Here is a 19,251-nt window from a genome sequence, read left to right as displayed (position 1 = left end):
ACAAGGCATTTGTTTAAAGGCTTGGTAAATGCCAAGTTGTTTAAGTTTAAAATAGAAAGTTATGTCTTTTTAATATAAAATATCAATTAGTATATATCCGTGTTTATTTGAGGAGGAAAAGAATTGCGCAAGAAGTATTTATTGCTTCTGGCTTTCGTTGGATTGGTCGTACTACTCGCCGGCTGTACGCAAACTGGCCAACCGATAACGTCAGAAAGTGAAGGTATTTGGAATGAGGTTTTTGTTTATCCGCTTTCATGGGTAATTATTAAAATAGCCCAAATATTTAACAATAGTTATGGTCTATCTATTATTATTGTTACTATTTTCCTTAGACTTTTGATATTACCTTTAAGTGTGAAGCAAATCAAAAGTTCAAAAGCAATGCAGGAAGTTCAACCTAAATTACAAGAAATTCAGAAGAAGTATAGCTCTAAAGATGCTAACACTCAACAAAAGCTTCAACAAGAAACAATGAAGTTAATGCAAGAGCATAATGTAAATCCACTCGCAGGTTGTTTGCCAATTATCGTTCAAATGCCGATTTTAATTGCGATGTACCATGCGATTGTTCGTACTTATGAAATTAGTAACTATAGCTTTCTATGGTTTGAATTAGGATCACCAGATAATATTTTACCATTTATTACAGGTATTCTTACTTTTTTCCAATCCAAATTAATGATGTCAACTAATACATCTGCAAACTCTAACCCACAAGTAGCAATGCAGATGAAAATGATGTTATATGTGATGCCAATTATGATTACGGTTATGGCATTCATGTTCCCAGCTGCGTTAGCTTTATATTGGGCAACTGGTAATGTCTTCATGATTTTACAAACTATTCTTATCAATAAACCTTTGATGAGTAACAATAATAGTGGAGGAGTTAAAAAGTGAAAGAGATAACTGCTAGTGGACAAACAGTTGAAGAGGCGGTCCAATCAGCATTAGAGCAGTTAAACACCACGAAAGACCAAGTGGAAATTACCATTATTGATGAAGGCAAGAAGGGAATATTGGGTTTATTTGGTGCAAAGCCTGCCATTGTAAAAGTTGAAATGTTACCTGATCCAATTGAAGAGGCTGAAAACTATATTAAACAAGTGACAGCTAATATGAATCTGGATGTTCATATAAATACAACAGTAGATGGAAAGCATGTAACATTTGAGTTAAATGGGGGAAATCTTGCAATTATTATCGGAAAACGAGGACAAACATTAAATGCACTTCAATATTTAGTTCGACTTGTGATTAATAAAAATAGTAAAAAGTATTACACTGTAACATTAGATGCGGAAGGCTATCGGGAGAGAAGAAGAGAAACATTGGAATCATTAGCTTCACGAATGGCGGATAAAGTTATTCGTACAAAGACGAAAGTTGCTCTTGAACCAATGCCAGCTTATGAGCGGAAAATTATCCATAGTGTTTTACAGGACATCCCCGAAGTTTCGACTTGTTCCGATGGTCAAGAACCACATCGTCATATTGTAATTAAACCATCTTAAGAACAAAAGCGGAAGCCCCCTTACAGGCTAAAAACGAGACGTACGGGCTGGACGTGGCGATTCTTAAGAAAAGCTTAAACAAACTAAATCTAATACTTACTTTTAAAACCTTGGAAGATCTCCAAGGTTTTTTGTTTAAAAATCGCTAATTAGCATAAATTAATATCAAATTCCTTTTTCACATTATGAATGCAATAGGAGATAAATCTAATACTATGCATAATGATTAATTGAAAAAGGAGTTTTTTTTATGGAGCAATATAACGGAGATATATTTAGTGGGGAATTTCTTGAAGACAATGAGAACTTTTATTTAACACAAGTAAAAAGTATGGAAACAGGATCTGAATTGTCTTTAACCCAGCTTATTCAATTACGTAATTATTTAGCGAAACAACAGGATAGCTTTATGCTCACAGTGAATGATCAAATACCTATCATGTTAAAAGAAGAGGAAATGGATTTATTATTAGACGATCTCTCTAACATCTTAAATATTTTAGAATACGGAGGAACTGGACATGCCTAAAAAGGATAGAACAAAATCGGTAGTAGGAGATAAGACGTATCAGCATTCGGATTATCATAGTAATGACCAGCTTTCAAAAGGGATGGCAGAGACCCATGAACAAGTTTCTGATTCGTATATGGAAGGATCAATAGAAGAACATAATATAACCGATGGTAAGGATGGGAAATTACCAAGAGAGTAATTGTCAAAGAGGTGTTCAATAATAGGGAAAAGGTGGATAAAATGGCAAAGAAAAATAAAATTCTTGTCCCAGAAGCTAGAAATGGCCTTGATCAACTTAAAGCAAAAGTAACAGAAGCGAATAGTCCAGACCAAGCTAAATATGAGGTTGCTAAAGAACATGGTATTCCGCTAAGCAACGGTTATAACGGAAATATAAAAGCAAAAGATGCTGGTAAGATTGGCGGAAATATTGGTGGAAACATGGTTAAAGAATTGGTACAAATGGCTAAAAACGAATTAAATAAATAAGATTAAAGCTCTGCAAAAAATTGCAGAGCTTTTTAATGGAAAAATATATGGTTGATAATTTTTTATAGGGCGTTATAATAAAGTGTCTGAAATATTATCCACATGTTGATAATATATTTATTGATTGTTTTTATACCGATTATTGTGGATAAGTTTATTATTTTGAATTTATGTGTTATCCTATTATGTTAGAGACTAAAATTTAAAGTTTATCCACTTAAACGGGCAGTAAGACTTCCACTTCAAGTTTCTAGGGAAATAGAGTAGGTGGTAGGTCAACTGCCCATAAAGGTTCGATAAGTACAATTAACCATCAGTGGGGATGAAGGGCAACTCCTACTGATGGAAGTTTTCTTTATAATATAGATTAGTGTTGAGGAAATGTTGGAGGTGAAGGTAATGATGGAGGCAGATACAATTACTGCAATTTCAACCCCAATTGGTGAAGGGGCCATTGCGATTGTTAGATTAAGTGGGAAAGAAGCAATTCAAATAACGGCTAAGGTATTTAAGGGGAAAGATTTATTGAATGTGGATTCGCATACGATTAATTATGGGAAAATCATCAATCCGGAAACGAAGGAATTAGTGGATGAAGTGATGGTTTCCATCATGCATGCGCCTAAGACATTTACTCGCGAAGATGTAGTAGAAATCAATTGTCATGGTGGTATGGTGGCAGTTAATCGTATTTTAGATTTATTATTATCGAATGGTGCTAGACTTGCAGAACCGGGTGAGTTTACGAAAAGAGCATTTTTAAATGGACGAATTGACTTATCTCAGGCGGAAGCAGTAATGGATTTAATTCGAGCCAAAACAGATAAAGCAATGAATGTGGCATTAAAACAAATGGATGGTAGATTATCAGGTCTCATTCAACGTTTACGACAAGATTTACTAGAAACGGTTGCTCATGTTGAGGTAAATATTGATTATCCAGAATACGATGATGTGGAAGAAATGTCGCATGAAATGATGCGAACAAAAACGAAAGAAGTTCATGCTGAAATAGAAAAGCTTTTAGAAGTAGCAAAACAAGGGAAAATTTTACGAGAAGGTCTTGGAACTGCTATTATAGGTAGACCAAACGTAGGGAAATCTTCTTTAATGAATACACTTGTTCAAGAAAATAAAGCAATTGTTACAGAGGTTCCGGGCACTACCCGTGATATTATAGAAGAATATGTAAATGTAAGAGGGGTTCCATTACGATTAATAGACACAGCTGGTATCCGAGAAACAGAGGATATTGTTGAAAGAATTGGTGTGGAACGATCAAGACAAGTATTAAAAGAATCAGATCTCATTTTATTTGTTTTGAATTATAATGAAGAACTATCTGAAGAAGATATTCGATTATTCGAAGCAGTAAAAGGTCTAGAATATATCGTAATCGTAAATAAAACAGACTTGGAGAAAAAACTCGATCTGGAGCAGGTTAAAGAACTTGCTCATGGTAAACTATTGGTTACTACCTCATTATTACAAGAGGAAGGTATTAACGAATTGGAAAAGGCTATTGCCAACACGTTCTTTTCTGGTGAAATTGATGCTGGCGATATGACGTATGTTTCAAATGTTCGACATATACAACTATTAAATAAAGCCAAAAAAGCCTTAGAAGATGCGATGGAGGGCATTGAACTTGGGATGCCTTTAGATATTGTTCAAATAGATGTGACAAGAACATGGGAATTTCTTGGTGAAATTATAGGTGATACAGCTAGTGATAGTTTGATTGATCAATTATTTTCACAATTTTGTTTAGGAAAATAAAAATAATAGTGGTTGTTCAAAAGGGAGGATGAAAAGGACCGAGGTCGGCTAAAGTCGCAACGTCCTGGGGCTCCGATTACTCGCCCCACCGTAAAGATTTGTTGCAACGCCGACACTAGCACGTCCTGTGCGTCGCAGTTCGAGGCGGCGTAGCTCCCGTTACCGGAACGTATGCAGTTAATACGTAGGGAACGGTGTGTCTTGCCAACTAGAAACGTCGAAGTGTCATTTTCACCGGACTTTTTGAACATATTCTTATAGAGAGGATGAAAATATATGACATACAATGCAGGACGTTATGATGTCATCGTTGTAGGTGCTGGTCATGCTGGTGTAGAAGCTGGTGTTGCGGCAGCACGAATGGGAGCAAAGACATTAATGCTCACACTAAATTTAGATATGATCGCTTTTATGCCATGTAATCCATCCATTGGGGGTCCTGCAAAAGGTATTGTTGTTCGTGAAGTGGATGCTCTAGGTGGAATCATGGGCAAAATGATTGATAAAACCTATATTCAAATGCGTATGCTAAATACTGGGAAGGGCCCCGCAGTACAGGCATTGCGTGCACAAGCGGATAAAGCTTTATATAGTAGAGAAATGAAAAAGTTAATTGAAAATGAAAAGAATTTAACTATACGTCAGGCAATGGTGGAAGAAATTATTGTAGAAGACGGGGTATGTAAAGGAGTTATAACAGAAACTCATGCTGCTTATTATGCAGATGCAGTTATTTTGACTACTGGGACATACATGCGTGGTAAAGTATTGATGGGGGACCTTGAATATGAAAGTGGTCCAAACAACCAACGTCCATCCCTTAAATTATCAAGTAATTTAGAAGCATTAGGATTGGAATTGGTTAGATTTAAAACGGGAACTCCACCACGTGTAAACCATCATACGATTGATTATTCCAAAACGGAGATTCAACCAGGGGATGAAAATCCTAAATATTTTTCATATGAAACAACGGAAAATTTGGTTGAACAAATCCCATGTTGGTTAACTTATACGAATGAATTTACTCACCAAGTTATTAACGATAATTTAGGGTTATCTGCTATGTATTCAGGGGCTAAACGAGGAACAGGTCCACGTTATTGCCCATCTATTGAAGATAAAATTGTTCGTTTTAATGATAAACCTCGTCATCAAGTGTTTTTAGAACCTGAAGGAAGAAACACAGAAGAGGTTTATGTACAAGGATTGTCTACCTCATTACCAGAGGCGGTTCAGCATAAGCTTGTCCGTTCTATTCCTGGTTTAGAAAATGCTGAAATCATGCGTCCTGGTTATGCCATTGAATATGATGCAGTAGTTCCAACACAATTATGGCCAACACTTGAAACAAAGGCAATCCCCGGACTATTTACAGCTGGACAAATTAATGGTACATCTGGATATGAAGAAGCAGCTGGTCAAGGTATTATGGCTGGTATTAATGCAGTTAGAAAAGTATTTGAGAAAGAGCCTATTATTTTAGATAGATCACAAGGTTATATTGGGGTTATGATTGATGACCTTGTTACTAAAGGAACGAACGAACCCTATCGTTTATTAACTTCTCGTGCGGAATATCGTTTATTGCTAAGACATGATAATGCAGATTTACGTTTAACAGATATAGGATATGAAATTGGTTTAATTTCGGAAGAACGCTATGAAAAATTCCTTAACAAAAAACGTTTAATTGAGGAAGAAAAAGCTCGCTTGAAAACAGTAACGATTAAACCAACCGAAACAGTCTTACAAATGATGAGTGAAGCAGGGGCATCACCATTAAAAGAGCCGACAAAAGCGTATGATTTATTGAAGAGACCGGAACTCGAATATGAAAATATCGAAGGAATCATTGAGTCGAACCCTGAGTTAAATAATGAAGTAAAAGATCAAGTAGGTATTCAAATTAAATATGAAGGGTATATTAAAAAGGCAATCGACCAAGTAAGACGTATGCTAAAAATGGAGGATAAGAAGATCCCAGAAAACATTGATTATGATGCTATTAGTGGTTTAGCAACAGAAGCTAGACAAAAACTAAAGAAAATCCAACCATTGTCTATTGGTCAAGCATCACGAATTTCAGGGGTAAACCCAGCTGATATTTCCATTTTACTTGTGTATATTGAACAAGGAAATATAGCAAGAGTCGCTAATTAATAGAATGAATTTGTCCATTAGCCAAAGACGGTTAATGGACGACTTTACATATGTAACATAAATTTTAAAAAACTTGGCATTCACTATTAGACTGGGTGAATGCCTTAGTTGCACTTTTGCAGATTTTTACGTCGGTGCGAGTAATCGGAGCCCCAGAAAGAAAGTCTTATACTTTCCTACCTGCCAAATTAGTATAATAAAGGAGTTTATTACTCTATGAACCCAGAACAATTTAAAAATGCCTTAAAGGAAAAGGGAATAGAATTAACTAAAAAACAACTAGATCAATTTGCCGAGTATTATAAAATCCTTGTGGAATGGAATGAAAAAATTAATTTAACCGCACTAACAAGTGAAGAAGATGTTTATTTAAAACATTTTTATGACTCTATTTCTGCTAGCTTTTTTTATGATTTTACTAAGGAGCAGACTTTATGTGACGTTGGAGCGGGAGCTGGTTTTCCAAGTATTCCTTTGAAAATTGTTTTTCCAAACATAAAGGTGACTATTGTTGATTCATTACAAAAACGTATTGGGTTTTTAAATCATCTTGCAGCTCAACTAGACTTAACAAACATAGCATTTTACCATGATCGGGCCGAAACATTTGGGAAAAATAAGGATCATAGGGAATCATTCGATATTGTTACTGCTAGAGCTGTTGCGCGTATGTCGGTATTAAGTGAACTTTGTCTACCATTGGTTAAAAAGGGTGGAAAATTCATTGCAATGAAAGGCGCACAAGCAACAGATGAATTATCGGATGCGAAGAAAGCCATTGACTTATTAGGTGGGGAGGTAGAGGAATCACATACATTCTTACTTCCAGAAGAGGAAAGTGAGCGAAATGTCATTTTGATTCACAAAAAAGGAAAAACACCAAATAAATATCCAAGAAAGCCTGGCACACCAAATAAAATGCCATTATAATGAACGAATTTAAACATAATTTTTCTTGCTTGTTGTCTAGGAAGTTATAAAATTTGTATGGCTGTGGCTAACTTAGATACAGAAATAGCCACGTCCGGCTCCAGCGCCCAGCGACTAGCGAGACTTCCTTCACCTCCGTACGATAAGTCAACATCGACTCACTCCGTTCGTCGTGTTTCCTTTATCTCCTACGGCTCAGTCCAGTCCGTACGTCGCTAAACGGGCGCTTGCGCCTTTGTTCTGTAAAACTAGGTATTTGCCAAAGGACTTGGCGAATGCCTAGTTTTCTAATAATGTTAACTTTTTGATGCCTTTATAAGTCTATATATGGTAAAATGGAATGTGAGATTAATACCAATCTAGTCGTATATAATTAGTTTCATATACTGAATTTTTATTATATATATTTAAAGCAAATTGTTTCACGTGAAACAATTTTTTACATAGATAAAAACTAGTCTTATAGAATTTAAGGTGGTGTCAAATGTGGTGCATCCTTTTAATCGATTTTTTGGATTGGGCGATAAAACATCTTCCAAAGACATAGATGAGGAATCTTACCAGTCAGATGAAGTAATTCAACTTCCTGTAAAAGATATAATACCAAACCGTTATCAGCCGAGGTCTATTTTTGATAATGAAAAAATTCAGGAATTAGCGCAAACGATTCATACACATGGGATGATACAACCGATTGTTGTTAGAAAATATGAAAATGATCAATATGAAATAATTGCTGGTGAGAGAAGATGGAGAGCTGTCCAATCATTGGGCTGGGAAACAATCTCTGCTATTGTACGTGAAATGACTGATACAGAAACGGCTTCAGTTGCTTTAATTGAGAACTTACAACGTGAAGAATTAACAGTAATAGAGGAAGCCTTCGCATACTCTAAATTATTAGAAATGCATTCATTAACCCAAGAAGCGCTAGCACAAAGGCTTGGAAAAAATCAATCTACCATTGCTAATAAATTACGGCTTTTAAAACTCCCAAAAGAAGTACAAGATGCATTATTGAATAAATTAATTACAGAACGACATGCTAGAGCTTTAATTAAACTTAAAGACGAAGAAAAACAAAATAAAATTTTACAAATTATTATTGAAAATGAATTGAATGTGAAACAAACAGAAGAACGAGTTGCAAAAATGCAGGAGCCGAAAGAACCTAAAAAGAAACGTCCGAAACTAAAAGGTATTAATAAAGATATTCGTATTGCAATGAACACCATTCGGCAATCATTGAGTATGGTTACCAAAACTGGTGTGGATGTAGAATCCGATGAAAAGGAATTTGATGAGTACTATCAAATAACTGTAAAAATACCGAAAAAGAAATAGCAATTATACACTTCTAATCTAACCCATCTTACAGATATAAGGTGGGTATTTGTATAGGATTAAGAAATATAATTTTCCACTAGGCTATTCTCTATAAAGAGGCTGTGGTTACTTGGCAGATGGGAAAGTATAAAACTTTCTTTCTGGGGTCCTCCACTGTAAAGATTTGCATAAGTACAACTATGTCATTCTCCCAGCTTAATAGAGAATGCCAAATTTTCTAATTCAACCGAATAAATTTGTCAGTTAATTACTCAGCTACGTAAAGATTTTTATATAGAGTAGCTGCCTGCAGAAAGCTAATTAGCAAAGTATACCCAAACAGCCTTTAACTATAAGGATATGAAAAAAGTGTAAATAATATAACCGTTTTAATAGAAAGAGTGATAGAATAACAGTATATAGTTTTAGGAAGGTGTCAACATGGGGAAAATAATGTCCATCGCTAATCAAAAAGGTGGCGTAGGAAAAACAACTTCATCGGTGAATTTAAGTGCATGTCTTGCCCACTTAGGAAATAAAGTGTTATTAATCGATACAGATCCACAAGGGAATGCAACAAGTGGAGTAGGGGTTAATAAGGCAGATGTTAGTCATTGTATATATAATGTCCTTGTTGATGATGTAGAAGCAGAGGATGTTATCATTTCAACTAATGTAAATAATTTAGATTTAATTCCGGCTACCATTCAACTAGCTGGTGCAGAAATTGAACTCGTTCCAGTCATATCTAGGGAAATTCGTTTAAAAAGAGCATTAGAAAGTATAAAGGATTCTTATGACTATATAATAATAGATTGTCCTCCTTCGTTAGGCTTACTCACTTTAAATGCTCTAACAGCTTCAGATACAATCATTATTCCGGTTCAATGTGAATATTATGCTTTGGAAGGTTTAAGCCAATTATTGAATACCATTCGGTTAGTTCAAAAACATTTAAATAAATCATTAATGATTGAAGGAGTACTTCTAACGATGTTAGATGCCCGAACAAATTTGGGGCTTCAAGTAATCGAAGAGGTTAAGAAGTATTTTCAAGATAAAGTATATCAATCTATCATTCCAAGAAATGTACGATTAGGTGAAGCGCCTAGTCATGGACAACCAATTATTACGTATGATCCAAAATCAAAAGGAGCAGAAGTATATCTTGAATTAGCAAAGGAAGTGGTGGCTAGTGGCGAAAGGGTTGGGTAAAGGTATAAGTGCATTATTCCCAGAAGTCGAAGATACAGGTAAAGCTTCCGTTCAGGAGATAGCTATTAAAGAGTGTAGGCCAAATCCGTATCAGCCGAGAAAAACGTTTCATGCTGATGCTATTGAGGAGTTAAAAGAGTCTATCATTCAACACGGCATTCTTCAGCCGATTATTGTACGTCAAAGTATAAAAGGGTTTGAAATTGTAGTAGGGGAAAGACGATTCCGAGCTGCAAAAGAGGCTGGATTAAAGAAAGTTCCTGCCATCGTTAAAGAACTAACAGATGAAAAAATGATGGAGCTTGCTTTATTGGAGAATTTACAGCGAGAGGATTTAACACCAATTGAGGAAGCACAAGCTTATTCGAATTTAATGAATGAGCTAGGCATTACCCAGGAGGACTTGTCAAAGCGACTAGGAAAAAGTAGATCCCATATTGCTAATATGGTTCGCTTATTATCATTACCAGAAAATATTGTTGCTTATATTAACAATGGAGAGCTCTCTATGGGGCATGGTAGAGCATTACTTGGTTTAAAAGATAAAGAACGGTTGATTCCTTTAGTTAATAAAATCAGAAGTGAGAAGTTAAATGTTAGACAAGTTGAAAGGTTAATTTCTACTTTAAATGAAAAACAGCCAATAAAGAAGAAGGATAATCCTAAAAAGGATATATTCCTTGCAGAAAGGGAATCTGTTCTACGTGACCATCTAGGTACAGCTGTATCTATTCATCGTGGAAAACGTAAAGGGAAAATTGAAATAGAATTTTATACAGATGATGATCTTGAGAGAATTATTGAGTTATTAGAAAAATAATAAGAAATGAATGAAGGCTGATGTAAAACATCAGCCTATTTTGGTGTTAGGAAGGTTATCTTACATAAGTACAACTAAGTGTTAAATGTCCATAAAGATGTTTCATTTAAAATAATGTTGTTAAAAGCTACAATCTTTTTATTCCATTAAAGGTACAGATGGTTGGGTAAATTAATTAAGTGAGGTGGTTACTATACCAAATGTAGTTAATAAAACTGTTTTTAAAAGATCAATTAAGTTTTTAATAATTGCTGTAGTACTAACAACTGTTGCAACGGTAATAACATACATAATCAATCCGGATTTAAAAGAAATAACAGAAGGAATTGGAAATAATTTACCGGATCAAGTGAAAGAATCTAATGGTATTAAGAAAGTATGGTCATTTATTGTTAATAACGGATTTATGGTTCCTTTACAAATGCTTATCTTGGCTTCAATTCCAATACAATTTCTATATCTCTTGAATATAATTTCAACTGTTTCTCTTCCCGGAATTCTTTTTGGGATTGCTTTAAAGGCCAATTTCAAAAAAGGCCTTGGCATAATCATTTCAACTATCCCTCATTATATTTTTGAGGTTTACGCCTTTTGTTTACTTGCTGCAGTTCTATTTGAATTAAATCAAGTTGTTAGAGTTAAAATAAGAAGTGTATTTAAGGCAGACGAAGTAGAAACATCCCTAATAATGAAGGTTCTAGAGACAATAAAGATTTACTTCCTTTTAATTTTACCGATAATTATTATGGCGGCATTTTTGGAAACTTATATAGCTGATATTATATTTAGCTTATTTGAATAGCAGATTTTAATAAAAGGAGTGTGAATGTGCAATGCACCTTCCATATTTTCGGATGGTGTATTGCACATTTTTAGTTCGAAAAATAAATAACTTTATTGACATTTCATACTAAGGTGTTCGCTCAGTAGTAATTTCCAGGCTTTCCAAGTGTTCGACAAATTATATGAGAATATAAGTTTTTTAAACATAAATTGTTCCACGTGAAACAATTTGTTATTCTTATAAGAAAGAAAAAATAGTTTAGGTGTTAGTTCTTCATAAATTAATCTTTTTAAAAAATAGGGGATGTTGAGAGAATGGCGTTGTTTGGTACTTTAGTTAATGGGGGATTAATTATTCTGGGGTCTATTATAGGCTTGTTTTTTACTAAAATTCCAGAAAGAATGAAAGAAACAGTTATGCAAGGAATTGGACTAGCAATTATTTTGATAGGATTACAGATGGCCTTTTCCACAGAGCAAATTATTATCGTTCTACTAAGTTTATTAACAGGTGGTATTTTAGGAGAATTAATCAATGTGGAAGAATGGCTTAATAGATTTGGGAATTGGTTAGGAAGTAAATTTACAACAAAAAATGAAAAAATAAGTGTTTCGCAAGGATTTGTAACAGCAACTTTAATCTTCTGTATTGGAGCTATGGGTATCATTGGTGCATTAGATGGCGGAATTAGAAATGATCATGAAGTATTAATTACGAAAGGGATATTAGATGGTTTTACTTCTTTAGTTTTAACTACTACGCTCGGATTTGGAGTTATATTTTCAGTTGTTCCTGTTGTACTATACCAAGGATTTATTGCATTATTCGCTACACAAATTGAAAAATTCCTACCAGAGGCTTTTTTAAATGGTTTAATCACGGAATTGACTGCGGTTGGAGGGTTAATGATTGTGGCAATTGGATTAAATATGTTGAAAATCACTCAAATAAGAATTGGAAATTTACTTCCAGCTATCGTTTCCGTCGTAGTCATTTTTTACATATACCAATTATTCTAACGAGAGAGATAAAAAGTTGGTTGCACTTATGCAGAAAGAAGGTTTTATACATTTCTATCTGCTAAAAAGATACACCATGATGTTAGGTTAAATATCCCATCACGTGTATCTTTTTTTATGAAGGTAATTCTGCTGTCTGTAAACGTCCGATAAGTTCTTCTTTATATTGTTCGTTTCTCCTCTGAATTGCTCCTTAATACAATGGACATTGGGTAGTGGTGTTTTAAATGTTGATCAATAAAATCTAAAACATTCGCCAACTGTTTTGCCATATCCATTACAAATGATAGTCTTGTATTTTGTAAGACTGAATATTCCATAAAGCCCCCAATATTAACAACCGCAGTAATGTGCATGTCGCCGACTAGAGGGAGGGTTTTATTTAATGCTGCACCTGGTTTTAGTGGCCCTTTTGCAGCGATTAAATGTCCAATGGAACTATTTTTCCCTAAGCAGGCATCAATAGCAATAATGTAAGGATTTTTATGCTTTTCCATAATCATTTCCATTGTTTCATGGAGATTGGTTGCATGCACTGGCTGATGTAATGTTCCATATACAGTCATATGTTTAAGCTTTAACTCATTTAAGAAGGTGCCAGTTAGTGGGCCTAGTGAATCACCCGTGGAACGATCTGTCCCGATACATACGATGACATAATCTCGGGGGATTTCCGGCATCCAAGATATGATTTTTTCACTCATTCTTTGATTTAGCGATGGATCGGTATATAACATGCGGAAATTTTCATTAAAATTACTAAATCGTCTTTTTAGACTCATAGCTTATCCTCCAAAATCATATTGGTATAGTATACGGAAATTTTTATTTTTCTATACATGGATTATTAAATATTGGAGGATATTAAATGATAAAAGCGGGCATAAAGTGGATGTTTTTGATCATCGGTACAACAATTGGGGCAGGGTATGCATCCGGGAGGGAAATATGGCAGTTTTTTGGTCATGAAAGTGGACTTGCTATTCTTTTATTTGCTATCTTTTTTATGATTTGCTGTGCAGTCATCATGTATGTAAGTTATCATCATAAGTCTAATCAATATTTACCAGTATTAAAAGAAATTGTTGGAATACGTTTAACGAAGTTTTATGATTTTATGATTTTTTTCTACTTGTTCTCTGTTACCGTTGTTATGATTGCTGGAAGTGGGGCAACGGGACAAGCTTTTAATTTTTCAAAATGGTGGGGAATAATTATCATTGTCATCGTCTTAATTTTACTATTTATGAAAAATATTAATGGACTCCTATCTATTAATTTATTGATTATGCCGATTTTAATAGGTGGGTTACTATTTATTTTAATGAAGTTTATTAATGATCAAGATTTGCAATTATTTTCTCATTGGCATGAACAACGAAATTGGGCGACCGTATTTCCATTTACTGCATTAAATATCTTACCTTTAATAGCAGTACTAGGAGCAGTAGGAGATAAAGTCAAAACAAAAGGGGAAATATATATTGCAAGTATTGGAAGTGGGTTAATACTAGGGGTCATTACTTATATTTATAACAATAGTCTTATTCAAATAGCAGACGAAATTTTGTTATATGAAATTCCTTTGTTTGCCATATTAAAGGATTATCCATTTGAAATTTTAATCTTTATGTCTGTTATGTTATGGTTTGCTATTTTAACTACTGCTGCATCTGGAGTGTTAGGTATTGTTACACGTATACAGGAGAATTTTAATCAACCATTTTCTTTACTTGTAATTGTAACCCTTTTGCTTATGGTCCCTCTTACAACTTTTGGATTTTCTCAATTAATAAGTGTTTTATATCCATTGTATGGTATCTTAAATTTATATGTTTTAACGCGATTACTATTATTTCCGTTATGGCTGAGAAAGGATAGGAATCATAAATTACGATAATAAATCGATAGGCATTTCTATTCATTTTAAGTTATAATAAATATAATAGAGATCCAGTAGTTAAGGAAGGTAAGGCTTCGTTATATGTTGACGTAAGCCTTACTTCTATGTCTGCAGGAGAATGGTATTCATTGAAAAAAGGAGTGGCTAAATTGGTAGAAAAAGAATTCGGATTAAATGATGTAGTACAAATGAAGAAGCCTCATCCATGTGGAGAAAATAAATGGAGAATCATTCGTATGGGCATGGATATTCGGATTAAATGTTTAGGTTGTAGTCATAGCGTGATGCTTCCTAGAAGAGAGTTTACGAAGAAAATGAAAAAAGTACTAGAAAGAGCAGAAACAGAATAAGAAAAAGATCGTTTTTAGATAGACGGATATCTAACTAAAATGATAAAATGTCATAGTATAAGTGTTAAAAATCGTAAATTACTAGGTATATAAAGCAAAAATAGGTATAGGTAGCATGCCTATTTTTGCTTTTTGTTTATTTGTCTTTCTTCGTATGAATCATCTATAATTAGTTTATCGAACGCGTTCTATATGAAAGAATCCTTAAGGAGTGGAATTTTAATGGCATTAACAGCAGGAATTGTGGGACTACCGAATGTAGGAAAATCAACATTATTTAATGCAATAACGCAAGCAGGGGCAGAAGCAGCAAATTATCCATTTGCTACCATTGATCCGAATGTAGGAATTGTAGAAGTTCCTGATGAGCGTTTAAATAAATTAACGGAATTAGTTAAACCAAAGAAAACCGTACCGACAACATTTGAATTTACAGATATTGCCGGTATTGTTAAGGGTGCGAGCAAAGGAGAAGGACTAGGAAACCAATTTCTTTCGCATATCCGTCAAGTTGATGCTATTTGTCAAGTTGTTCGTTGTTTTGAAGATGAAAATATTACCCACGTATCTGGTAAAGTGGATCCAATTGATGATATCGAAGTCATTAATCTAGAATTAATTTTAGCTGACCTTGAAACAGTGAACAAACGTTATCAACGTGTTGAGAAGCTAGCTAAACAAAAGGATAAAGATGCTATAGCTGAATTTGATGTTCTTTCTAAATTAAAAGCAGGTTTAGAAGAAGAAAAACCTGCTCGTGCATTAGAGTTTGGTGAAGAACAATGGAAAATTGTAAAAGGATTACATCTATTAACCAGTAAACCAATTCTTTACGTAGCGAATGTCAGTGAAGATGAAGTAGCCAATGCGGATTCTAATAAAAACGTTCAATTAGTAAGAGATTATGCTGCTAAAGAAAATGCAGAAGTAATTGTTATTTGTGCGAAAATTGAAGAGGAAATATCTGAGTTAGAACAGGAAGAAAAGGAAATGTTTCTAGAAGAACTAGGGATTAGTGAATCTGGCTTGGATAAATTAATTAAAGCTTCCTATAGTCTATTAGGACTTGCAACATATTTTACGGCAGGTGAACAAGAAGTTCGTGCATGGACTTTTAGAAAAGGAATCAAAGCACCACAAGCAGCTGGAATTATTCATTCTGATTTTGAACGTGGTTTTATTCGTGCCGAAACGGTTTCTTATGAGGACCTTCTAGAAGCAGGTACTATGGGGAATGCAAGAGAAAAAGGAAAAGTACGCTTAGAAGGTAAAGATTATATCGTTCAAGATGGAGATGTTATACATTTCCGCTTTAATGTTTAATTATAAAAAGGATAATATGTATCATAAATCAGGATCTCTCGAATGCTTGTCTTTTATAAAAAAATTTGATATAATACATTATTGTGAGTAATTAAACCCAAAATTGCTCCTTGCTCTTTTTTTTAAAAAAAGGGCCGCTAAGACCAAAAGGAGGTGTAACGGATGAGAAAATATGAAATCATGTACATCATCCGCCCAGACATGGAAGAGGAAGCTCAAAAAGGTTTAATTGAGCGTTTCAACACAGTTTTAACTGACAATGGGGCGGAGATTGAAAAAGTAAAAGAAGTAGGTAAAAAACGCCTAGCTTATGAAATTGAAGACTATCGTGATGGATATTATGTCTTAATTAACTTTAGCGGTGATGAAAATTCAGTTAATGAATTCGATCGTTTAGCTAAATTTAGTGATGATATTATTCGTCATATGGCAGTTCGAGAAGATGATCAATAATAAGGAGTGGTTCTGATGTTAAATCGTGTCGTATTAGTAGGCAGATTAACGAGGGATCCTGATTTACGTTATACACCAACTGGAGTTGCTGTTGCTAACTTTACTTTAGCAGTGAATCGCCCTTTTACGAATCAACAAGGAAATCGTGAAGCTGACTTTATTAACTGTGTTGCGTGGCGCCGGCAAGCTGAGAATCTAGCTAACTATATGAAAAAAGGAAGTATGGTTGGGGTAGATGGGCGTGTACAAACACGTAGTTATGAAGGTCAGGATGGTAAAACCGTATATGTAACAGAGGTTCTAGCCGAAAGTATACAGTTTTTAGAATCAAGAGGTTCTGCTACGGGTGGACAAAGCGCATCAGGATTTCAACCGAATCAAAATCAGAACCAATTTCAGCCTAATCATAATCAGTTTCAACCGAATCAAAATCAGCCAAACCAAAACCAACCAGAGGACCCATTCAGTAATAATGGGGAACCTATTGATATATCAGATGATGATTTACCATTCTAAAGGATCGCTCTTTAGAAGGAATGAAATTAACGGAAGGAGTGTTCTACATGGCAGCTCGTCGTGGTCGTGCTAAACGCCGTAAAGTTTGTTACTTTACTGCTAACGGAATTACACACATCGATTATAAAGACGTTGATTTATTAAGACGTTTCATTTCTGAACGTGGAAAGATTCTTCCTCGTCGTGTAACTGGAACTTCTGCTAAATACCAACGTAAATTAACAAAAGCAATCAAACGCGCTCGTCAAATGGCTTTATTGCCATATGTTGCGGATTGATTAATAAAACCTCTAATCATATTGATTAGAGGTTTTTGTTTGTAGATAAGGTATATAAACTTTCTTATCTTCCTTTAGCTTCTTAATAATTGGTTATTCTAAATTCTCCTCTTTGGATAATGTAATATCATTTTACATAGAAGAACTGCTGAATAGATAAATGCTATCATTAAATAACTGTCATCCACAGTGAAAAATATGGAAATAATGGTGTATAAAAGAAATGGGATAGTAATGGTAAATGCAGTCATTTTCCATAATAAGGAGTAGTGTAATTTTCTATTTAGTATTTTTGATAATAATTTTCCCAGATAGGATGTAATAAAGATTATCCCAAATACAATAATAGTAAGTGGGAGATAATAAAAAATAAAAAAGTAGATAAGTGTAAAAACGAAATTCATATCTGAGCCAAAACGATCCATGTCTGTTAAACGATGGATGAACGATGGGATGGAAGTAAGAAATAATATCAATAATATATAAAAGATAGCAATGTCTAATCCTACCCGATTAAGTTGAAACATGGCCTTTTTATTTGGAAGCTTTACACTATTTAAAAATACGTTCCAGAAAATCATGAAGTTCATTCCTATTCTATAAATTAATCATAGCTATATTATAGTAGATTTTTTCACTAAAATCGTATATAATCTCTTCTTTTGTATGTAATTGTTTTTATAGCGTAATTATAATTTAATACTGTTAACAAAATGTTACATTTAAAGAAATAGGGTTTTTGCGTTATAATGGAATGTAGGATTTAAAAAGAAGAGAAATAAGAAGATTTATATTTTCCCTCTATATTAGACAACAAATTCAGTAGTGTATGTTATCATATAGGTTGACTAGGACTATTGAATAGGTAAATTTCTCCCTTTATAGAAGATTATTTGAGGTGCTATAATGAATCAATCCAAAAAAATTATGGATGGAACATTAGTGATAGTTATTTATATGATGCTATTATTTATTACTATTTTTGTTCCATTTTTATCGATGGTTAGTATATTTTTATTGCCAGTACCTTTTGTGCTTTATGCAGCAAAATATAATTGGAAACCATCCTTAGTAGTATGGGTATTAGCTATTTTATTTACTGTCTTGTTAGCATCTATTTATACCATAGCAATACCTATAGTAGTAGGGCTTGGTGGAATTATAATCGGTAGTGCAATTTATAAAGACTTATCAGCATATGAAACATTAGCAAGAGGTGCATTCGGTTTTGTAATTGGATTATTGTTACTTTTTGTATCGACTCAGGTCCTTTTCCAAGTAAACTTTATGACCGAGTTACGTACAATGATTTCTGAATCTGTAGAAATGAGTACGGCCTTTCTTGAAAGTGTAGGAATGCAAGGTCAAACAGAACACATTCAGGAATTAATGGAAATCCAAATACAGCACTTTATCGATATTCTACCAGTACTATTAATCACAACTGCATTCCTTTTAGCTTTAATTAGCCAATGGGTCAGTTATAAGATGTTAAATAGAATACAGAAGAGGGATTTGTACTTCCCTCCATTTCGTACGTTACGTTTTCCTACAAGCATACTTGGACTATACTTGATTGTAATTATTTTTTCCCTTTTTGAACTAAACTCGTCTGGGATTGTATATTTAATATTTCAAAATGCGGATGTGTTACTTAGTTTCTTGTTAGCAATACAAGGTTTTTCTTTTATCTTTTATTATACACATCATAAGAAATTACCAAAGTTTATCCCAATCTTGAGTATTATACTTACGGTTTTACTTCCTGTCATATTCTTAACCCTTGTACGTATTATAGGTATATTTGATATTGGTTTTAATATGAGGGAACGCCTGATGAGGAAAAAATAAAAGAAGGTGCTTTATAGGAGT

Annotated in this window: 22 protein-coding genes; 20 read left to right on the top strand and 2 right to left on the bottom strand. The window is 34.0% G+C overall.

Annotated features, from left to right (window positions below):
• Positions 1 to 123 precede the first annotated feature (123 nt).
• The 13 genes from yidC (at position 124) to KM885_RS08685 (ending at position 12,556) form a co-directional block, all read left to right on the top strand.
• Positions 124 to 903 carry a membrane protein insertase YidC gene (yidC, locus tag KM885_RS08745; RefSeq protein ID WP_047186854.1) on the top strand — a complete coding sequence of 260 codons (780 nt, stop codon included), beginning with the start codon at positions 124 to 126 and terminating at the stop codon, positions 901 to 903.
• Positions 900 to 1,517, top strand: coding sequence for an RNA-binding cell elongation regulator Jag/EloR (gene jag, locus KM885_RS08740; RefSeq protein WP_047186853.1), 618 nt, complete (start codon positions 900 to 902; stop codon positions 1,515 to 1,517). Before yidC ends, jag begins: the two co-directional genes overlap by 4 nt.
• A 250-nt stretch (positions 1,518 to 1,767) precedes the next feature.
• Positions 1,768 to 2,046, top strand: coding sequence for a hypothetical protein (locus tag KM885_RS08735; RefSeq protein WP_145524096.1), 279 nt, complete (start codon positions 1,768 to 1,770; stop codon positions 2,044 to 2,046).
• Positions 2,039 to 2,230: a YozQ family protein gene (locus tag KM885_RS08730; protein WP_047186851.1), complete on the top strand. Its 192-nt coding sequence runs from the start codon at positions 2,039 to 2,041 to the stop codon at positions 2,228 to 2,230. The genes KM885_RS08735 and KM885_RS08730 overlap by 8 nt, the downstream gene beginning before the upstream one ends.
• 41 nt (positions 2,231 to 2,271) lie before the next feature.
• The gene (locus KM885_RS08725; protein WP_060668667.1) at positions 2,272 to 2,520 is read left to right on the top strand and encodes an alpha/beta-type small acid-soluble spore protein; all 249 of its coding nucleotides are present in this window, start codon (positions 2,272 to 2,274) and stop codon (positions 2,518 to 2,520) included.
• 402 nt (positions 2,521 to 2,922) lie between these two features.
• A complete protein-coding gene (mnmE, locus tag KM885_RS08720; protein WP_047186927.1) occupies positions 2,923 to 4,299 on the top strand; it encodes a tRNA uridine-5-carboxymethylaminomethyl(34) synthesis GTPase MnmE in 1,377 nt (458 codons plus the stop codon).
• Positions 4,300 to 4,575: 276 nt separating this feature from the next.
• The gene (gene mnmG, locus KM885_RS08715) at positions 4,576 to 6,462 is read left to right on the top strand and encodes a tRNA uridine-5-carboxymethylaminomethyl(34) synthesis enzyme MnmG (RefSeq protein ID WP_145524095.1); all 1,887 of its coding nucleotides are present in this window, start codon (positions 4,576 to 4,578) and stop codon (positions 6,460 to 6,462) included.
• A gap of 216 nt (positions 6,463 to 6,678) precedes the next feature.
• The gene (gene rsmG, locus KM885_RS08710) at positions 6,679 to 7,392 is read left to right on the top strand and encodes a 16S rRNA (guanine(527)-N(7))-methyltransferase RsmG (RefSeq protein WP_145524094.1); all 714 of its coding nucleotides are present in this window, start codon (positions 6,679 to 6,681) and stop codon (positions 7,390 to 7,392) included.
• A 486-nt stretch (positions 7,393 to 7,878) separates the two neighbouring features.
• Positions 7,879 to 8,736 (top strand): nucleoid occlusion protein, encoded by an 858-nt coding sequence (noc, locus tag KM885_RS08705; protein ID WP_047186847.1) that lies wholly within the window; start codon positions 7,879 to 7,881, stop codon positions 8,734 to 8,736.
• A 423-nt stretch (positions 8,737 to 9,159) separates the two neighbouring features.
• Positions 9,160 to 9,933, top strand: a complete 774-nt coding sequence (locus KM885_RS08700; RefSeq protein ID WP_047186846.1) for a ParA family protein — start codon at positions 9,160 to 9,162, stop codon at positions 9,931 to 9,933.
• Positions 9,914 to 10,753 carry a ParB/RepB/Spo0J family partition protein gene (locus KM885_RS08695; RefSeq protein WP_047186845.1) on the top strand — a complete coding sequence of 280 codons (840 nt, stop codon included), beginning with the start codon at positions 9,914 to 9,916 and terminating at the stop codon, positions 10,751 to 10,753. Before KM885_RS08700 ends, KM885_RS08695 begins: the two co-directional genes overlap by 20 nt.
• A gap of 184 nt (positions 10,754 to 10,937) precedes the next feature.
• Positions 10,938 to 11,555 (top strand): stage II sporulation protein M, encoded by a 618-nt coding sequence (locus KM885_RS08690; protein ID WP_047186844.1) that lies wholly within the window; start codon positions 10,938 to 10,940, stop codon positions 11,553 to 11,555.
• Between the two features lie 296 nt (positions 11,556 to 11,851).
• Positions 11,852 to 12,556: a DUF554 domain-containing protein gene (locus KM885_RS08685; RefSeq protein ID WP_047186843.1), complete on the top strand. Its 705-nt coding sequence runs from the start codon at positions 11,852 to 11,854 to the stop codon at positions 12,554 to 12,556.
• Positions 12,557 to 12,717: 161 nt separating this feature from the next.
• Here the strand turns inward: KM885_RS08685 and yyaC are convergent, their stop codons facing one another.
• On the bottom strand, positions 12,718 to 13,338 hold the full coding sequence (gene yyaC / locus KM885_RS08680) for a spore protease YyaC (protein ID WP_216883791.1): 621 nt from the start codon (positions 13,336 to 13,338) through the stop codon (positions 12,718 to 12,720).
• 86 nt (positions 13,339 to 13,424) lie between these two features.
• On the opposite strand from yyaC, the gene KM885_RS08675 reads away from it, so the two are divergent.
• From KM885_RS08675 to rpsR, 6 genes are all read left to right on the top strand, one after another.
• Positions 13,425 to 14,456, top strand: a complete 1,032-nt coding sequence (locus KM885_RS08675) for a YkvI family membrane protein (protein WP_204798089.1) — start codon at positions 13,425 to 13,427, stop codon at positions 14,454 to 14,456.
• Between the two features lie 152 nt (positions 14,457 to 14,608).
• Positions 14,609 to 14,809 carry a DUF951 domain-containing protein gene (locus KM885_RS08670; RefSeq protein WP_047186200.1) on the top strand — a complete coding sequence of 67 codons (201 nt, stop codon included), beginning with the start codon at positions 14,609 to 14,611 and terminating at the stop codon, positions 14,807 to 14,809.
• Between the two features lie 222 nt (positions 14,810 to 15,031).
• Positions 15,032 to 16,132 carry a redox-regulated ATPase YchF gene (gene ychF, locus KM885_RS08665; protein WP_047186188.1) on the top strand — a complete coding sequence of 367 codons (1,101 nt, stop codon included), beginning with the start codon at positions 15,032 to 15,034 and terminating at the stop codon, positions 16,130 to 16,132.
• 162 nt (positions 16,133 to 16,294) lie between these two features.
• Complete coding sequence (gene rpsF, locus KM885_RS08660) at positions 16,295 to 16,585, top strand: 30S ribosomal protein S6 (RefSeq protein WP_047186187.1); 291 nt, start codon at positions 16,295 to 16,297, stop codon at positions 16,583 to 16,585.
• A 15-nt stretch (positions 16,586 to 16,600) separates the two neighbouring features.
• The gene (gene ssb, locus KM885_RS08655) at positions 16,601 to 17,101 is read left to right on the top strand and encodes a single-stranded DNA-binding protein (RefSeq protein ID WP_047186186.1); all 501 of its coding nucleotides are present in this window, start codon (positions 16,601 to 16,603) and stop codon (positions 17,099 to 17,101) included.
• Positions 17,102 to 17,148: 47 nt separating this feature from the next.
• The gene (gene rpsR, locus KM885_RS08650) at positions 17,149 to 17,379 is read left to right on the top strand and encodes a 30S ribosomal protein S18 (protein ID WP_047186185.1); all 231 of its coding nucleotides are present in this window, start codon (positions 17,149 to 17,151) and stop codon (positions 17,377 to 17,379) included.
• A 98-nt stretch (positions 17,380 to 17,477) separates the two neighbouring features.
• On the opposite strand, the gene KM885_RS08645 is transcribed toward rpsR, so the two are convergent.
• Entirely contained in the window at positions 17,478 to 17,960 is a 483-nt protein-coding gene (locus KM885_RS08645; protein ID WP_047186184.1) for a DUF1189 family protein, read from the bottom strand.
• Between the two features lie 325 nt (positions 17,961 to 18,285).
• Here KM885_RS08645 and KM885_RS08640 point away from each other — a divergent pair, with 325 nt between their 5' ends.
• A complete protein-coding gene (locus tag KM885_RS08640) occupies positions 18,286 to 19,230 on the top strand; it encodes a YybS family protein (RefSeq protein WP_216883789.1) in 945 nt (314 codons plus the stop codon).
• Positions 19,231 to 19,251 lie beyond the last annotated feature (21 nt).

Source organism: Oceanobacillus caeni (assembly GCF_019037185.1).
Lineage (GTDB): Bacteria > Bacillota > Bacilli > Bacillales > Amphibacillaceae > Oceanobacillus > Oceanobacillus caeni.
The sequence above is the reverse complement of the archived record's forward strand: the minus strand, read 5'-3'. Positions and strand labels throughout refer to the sequence as shown.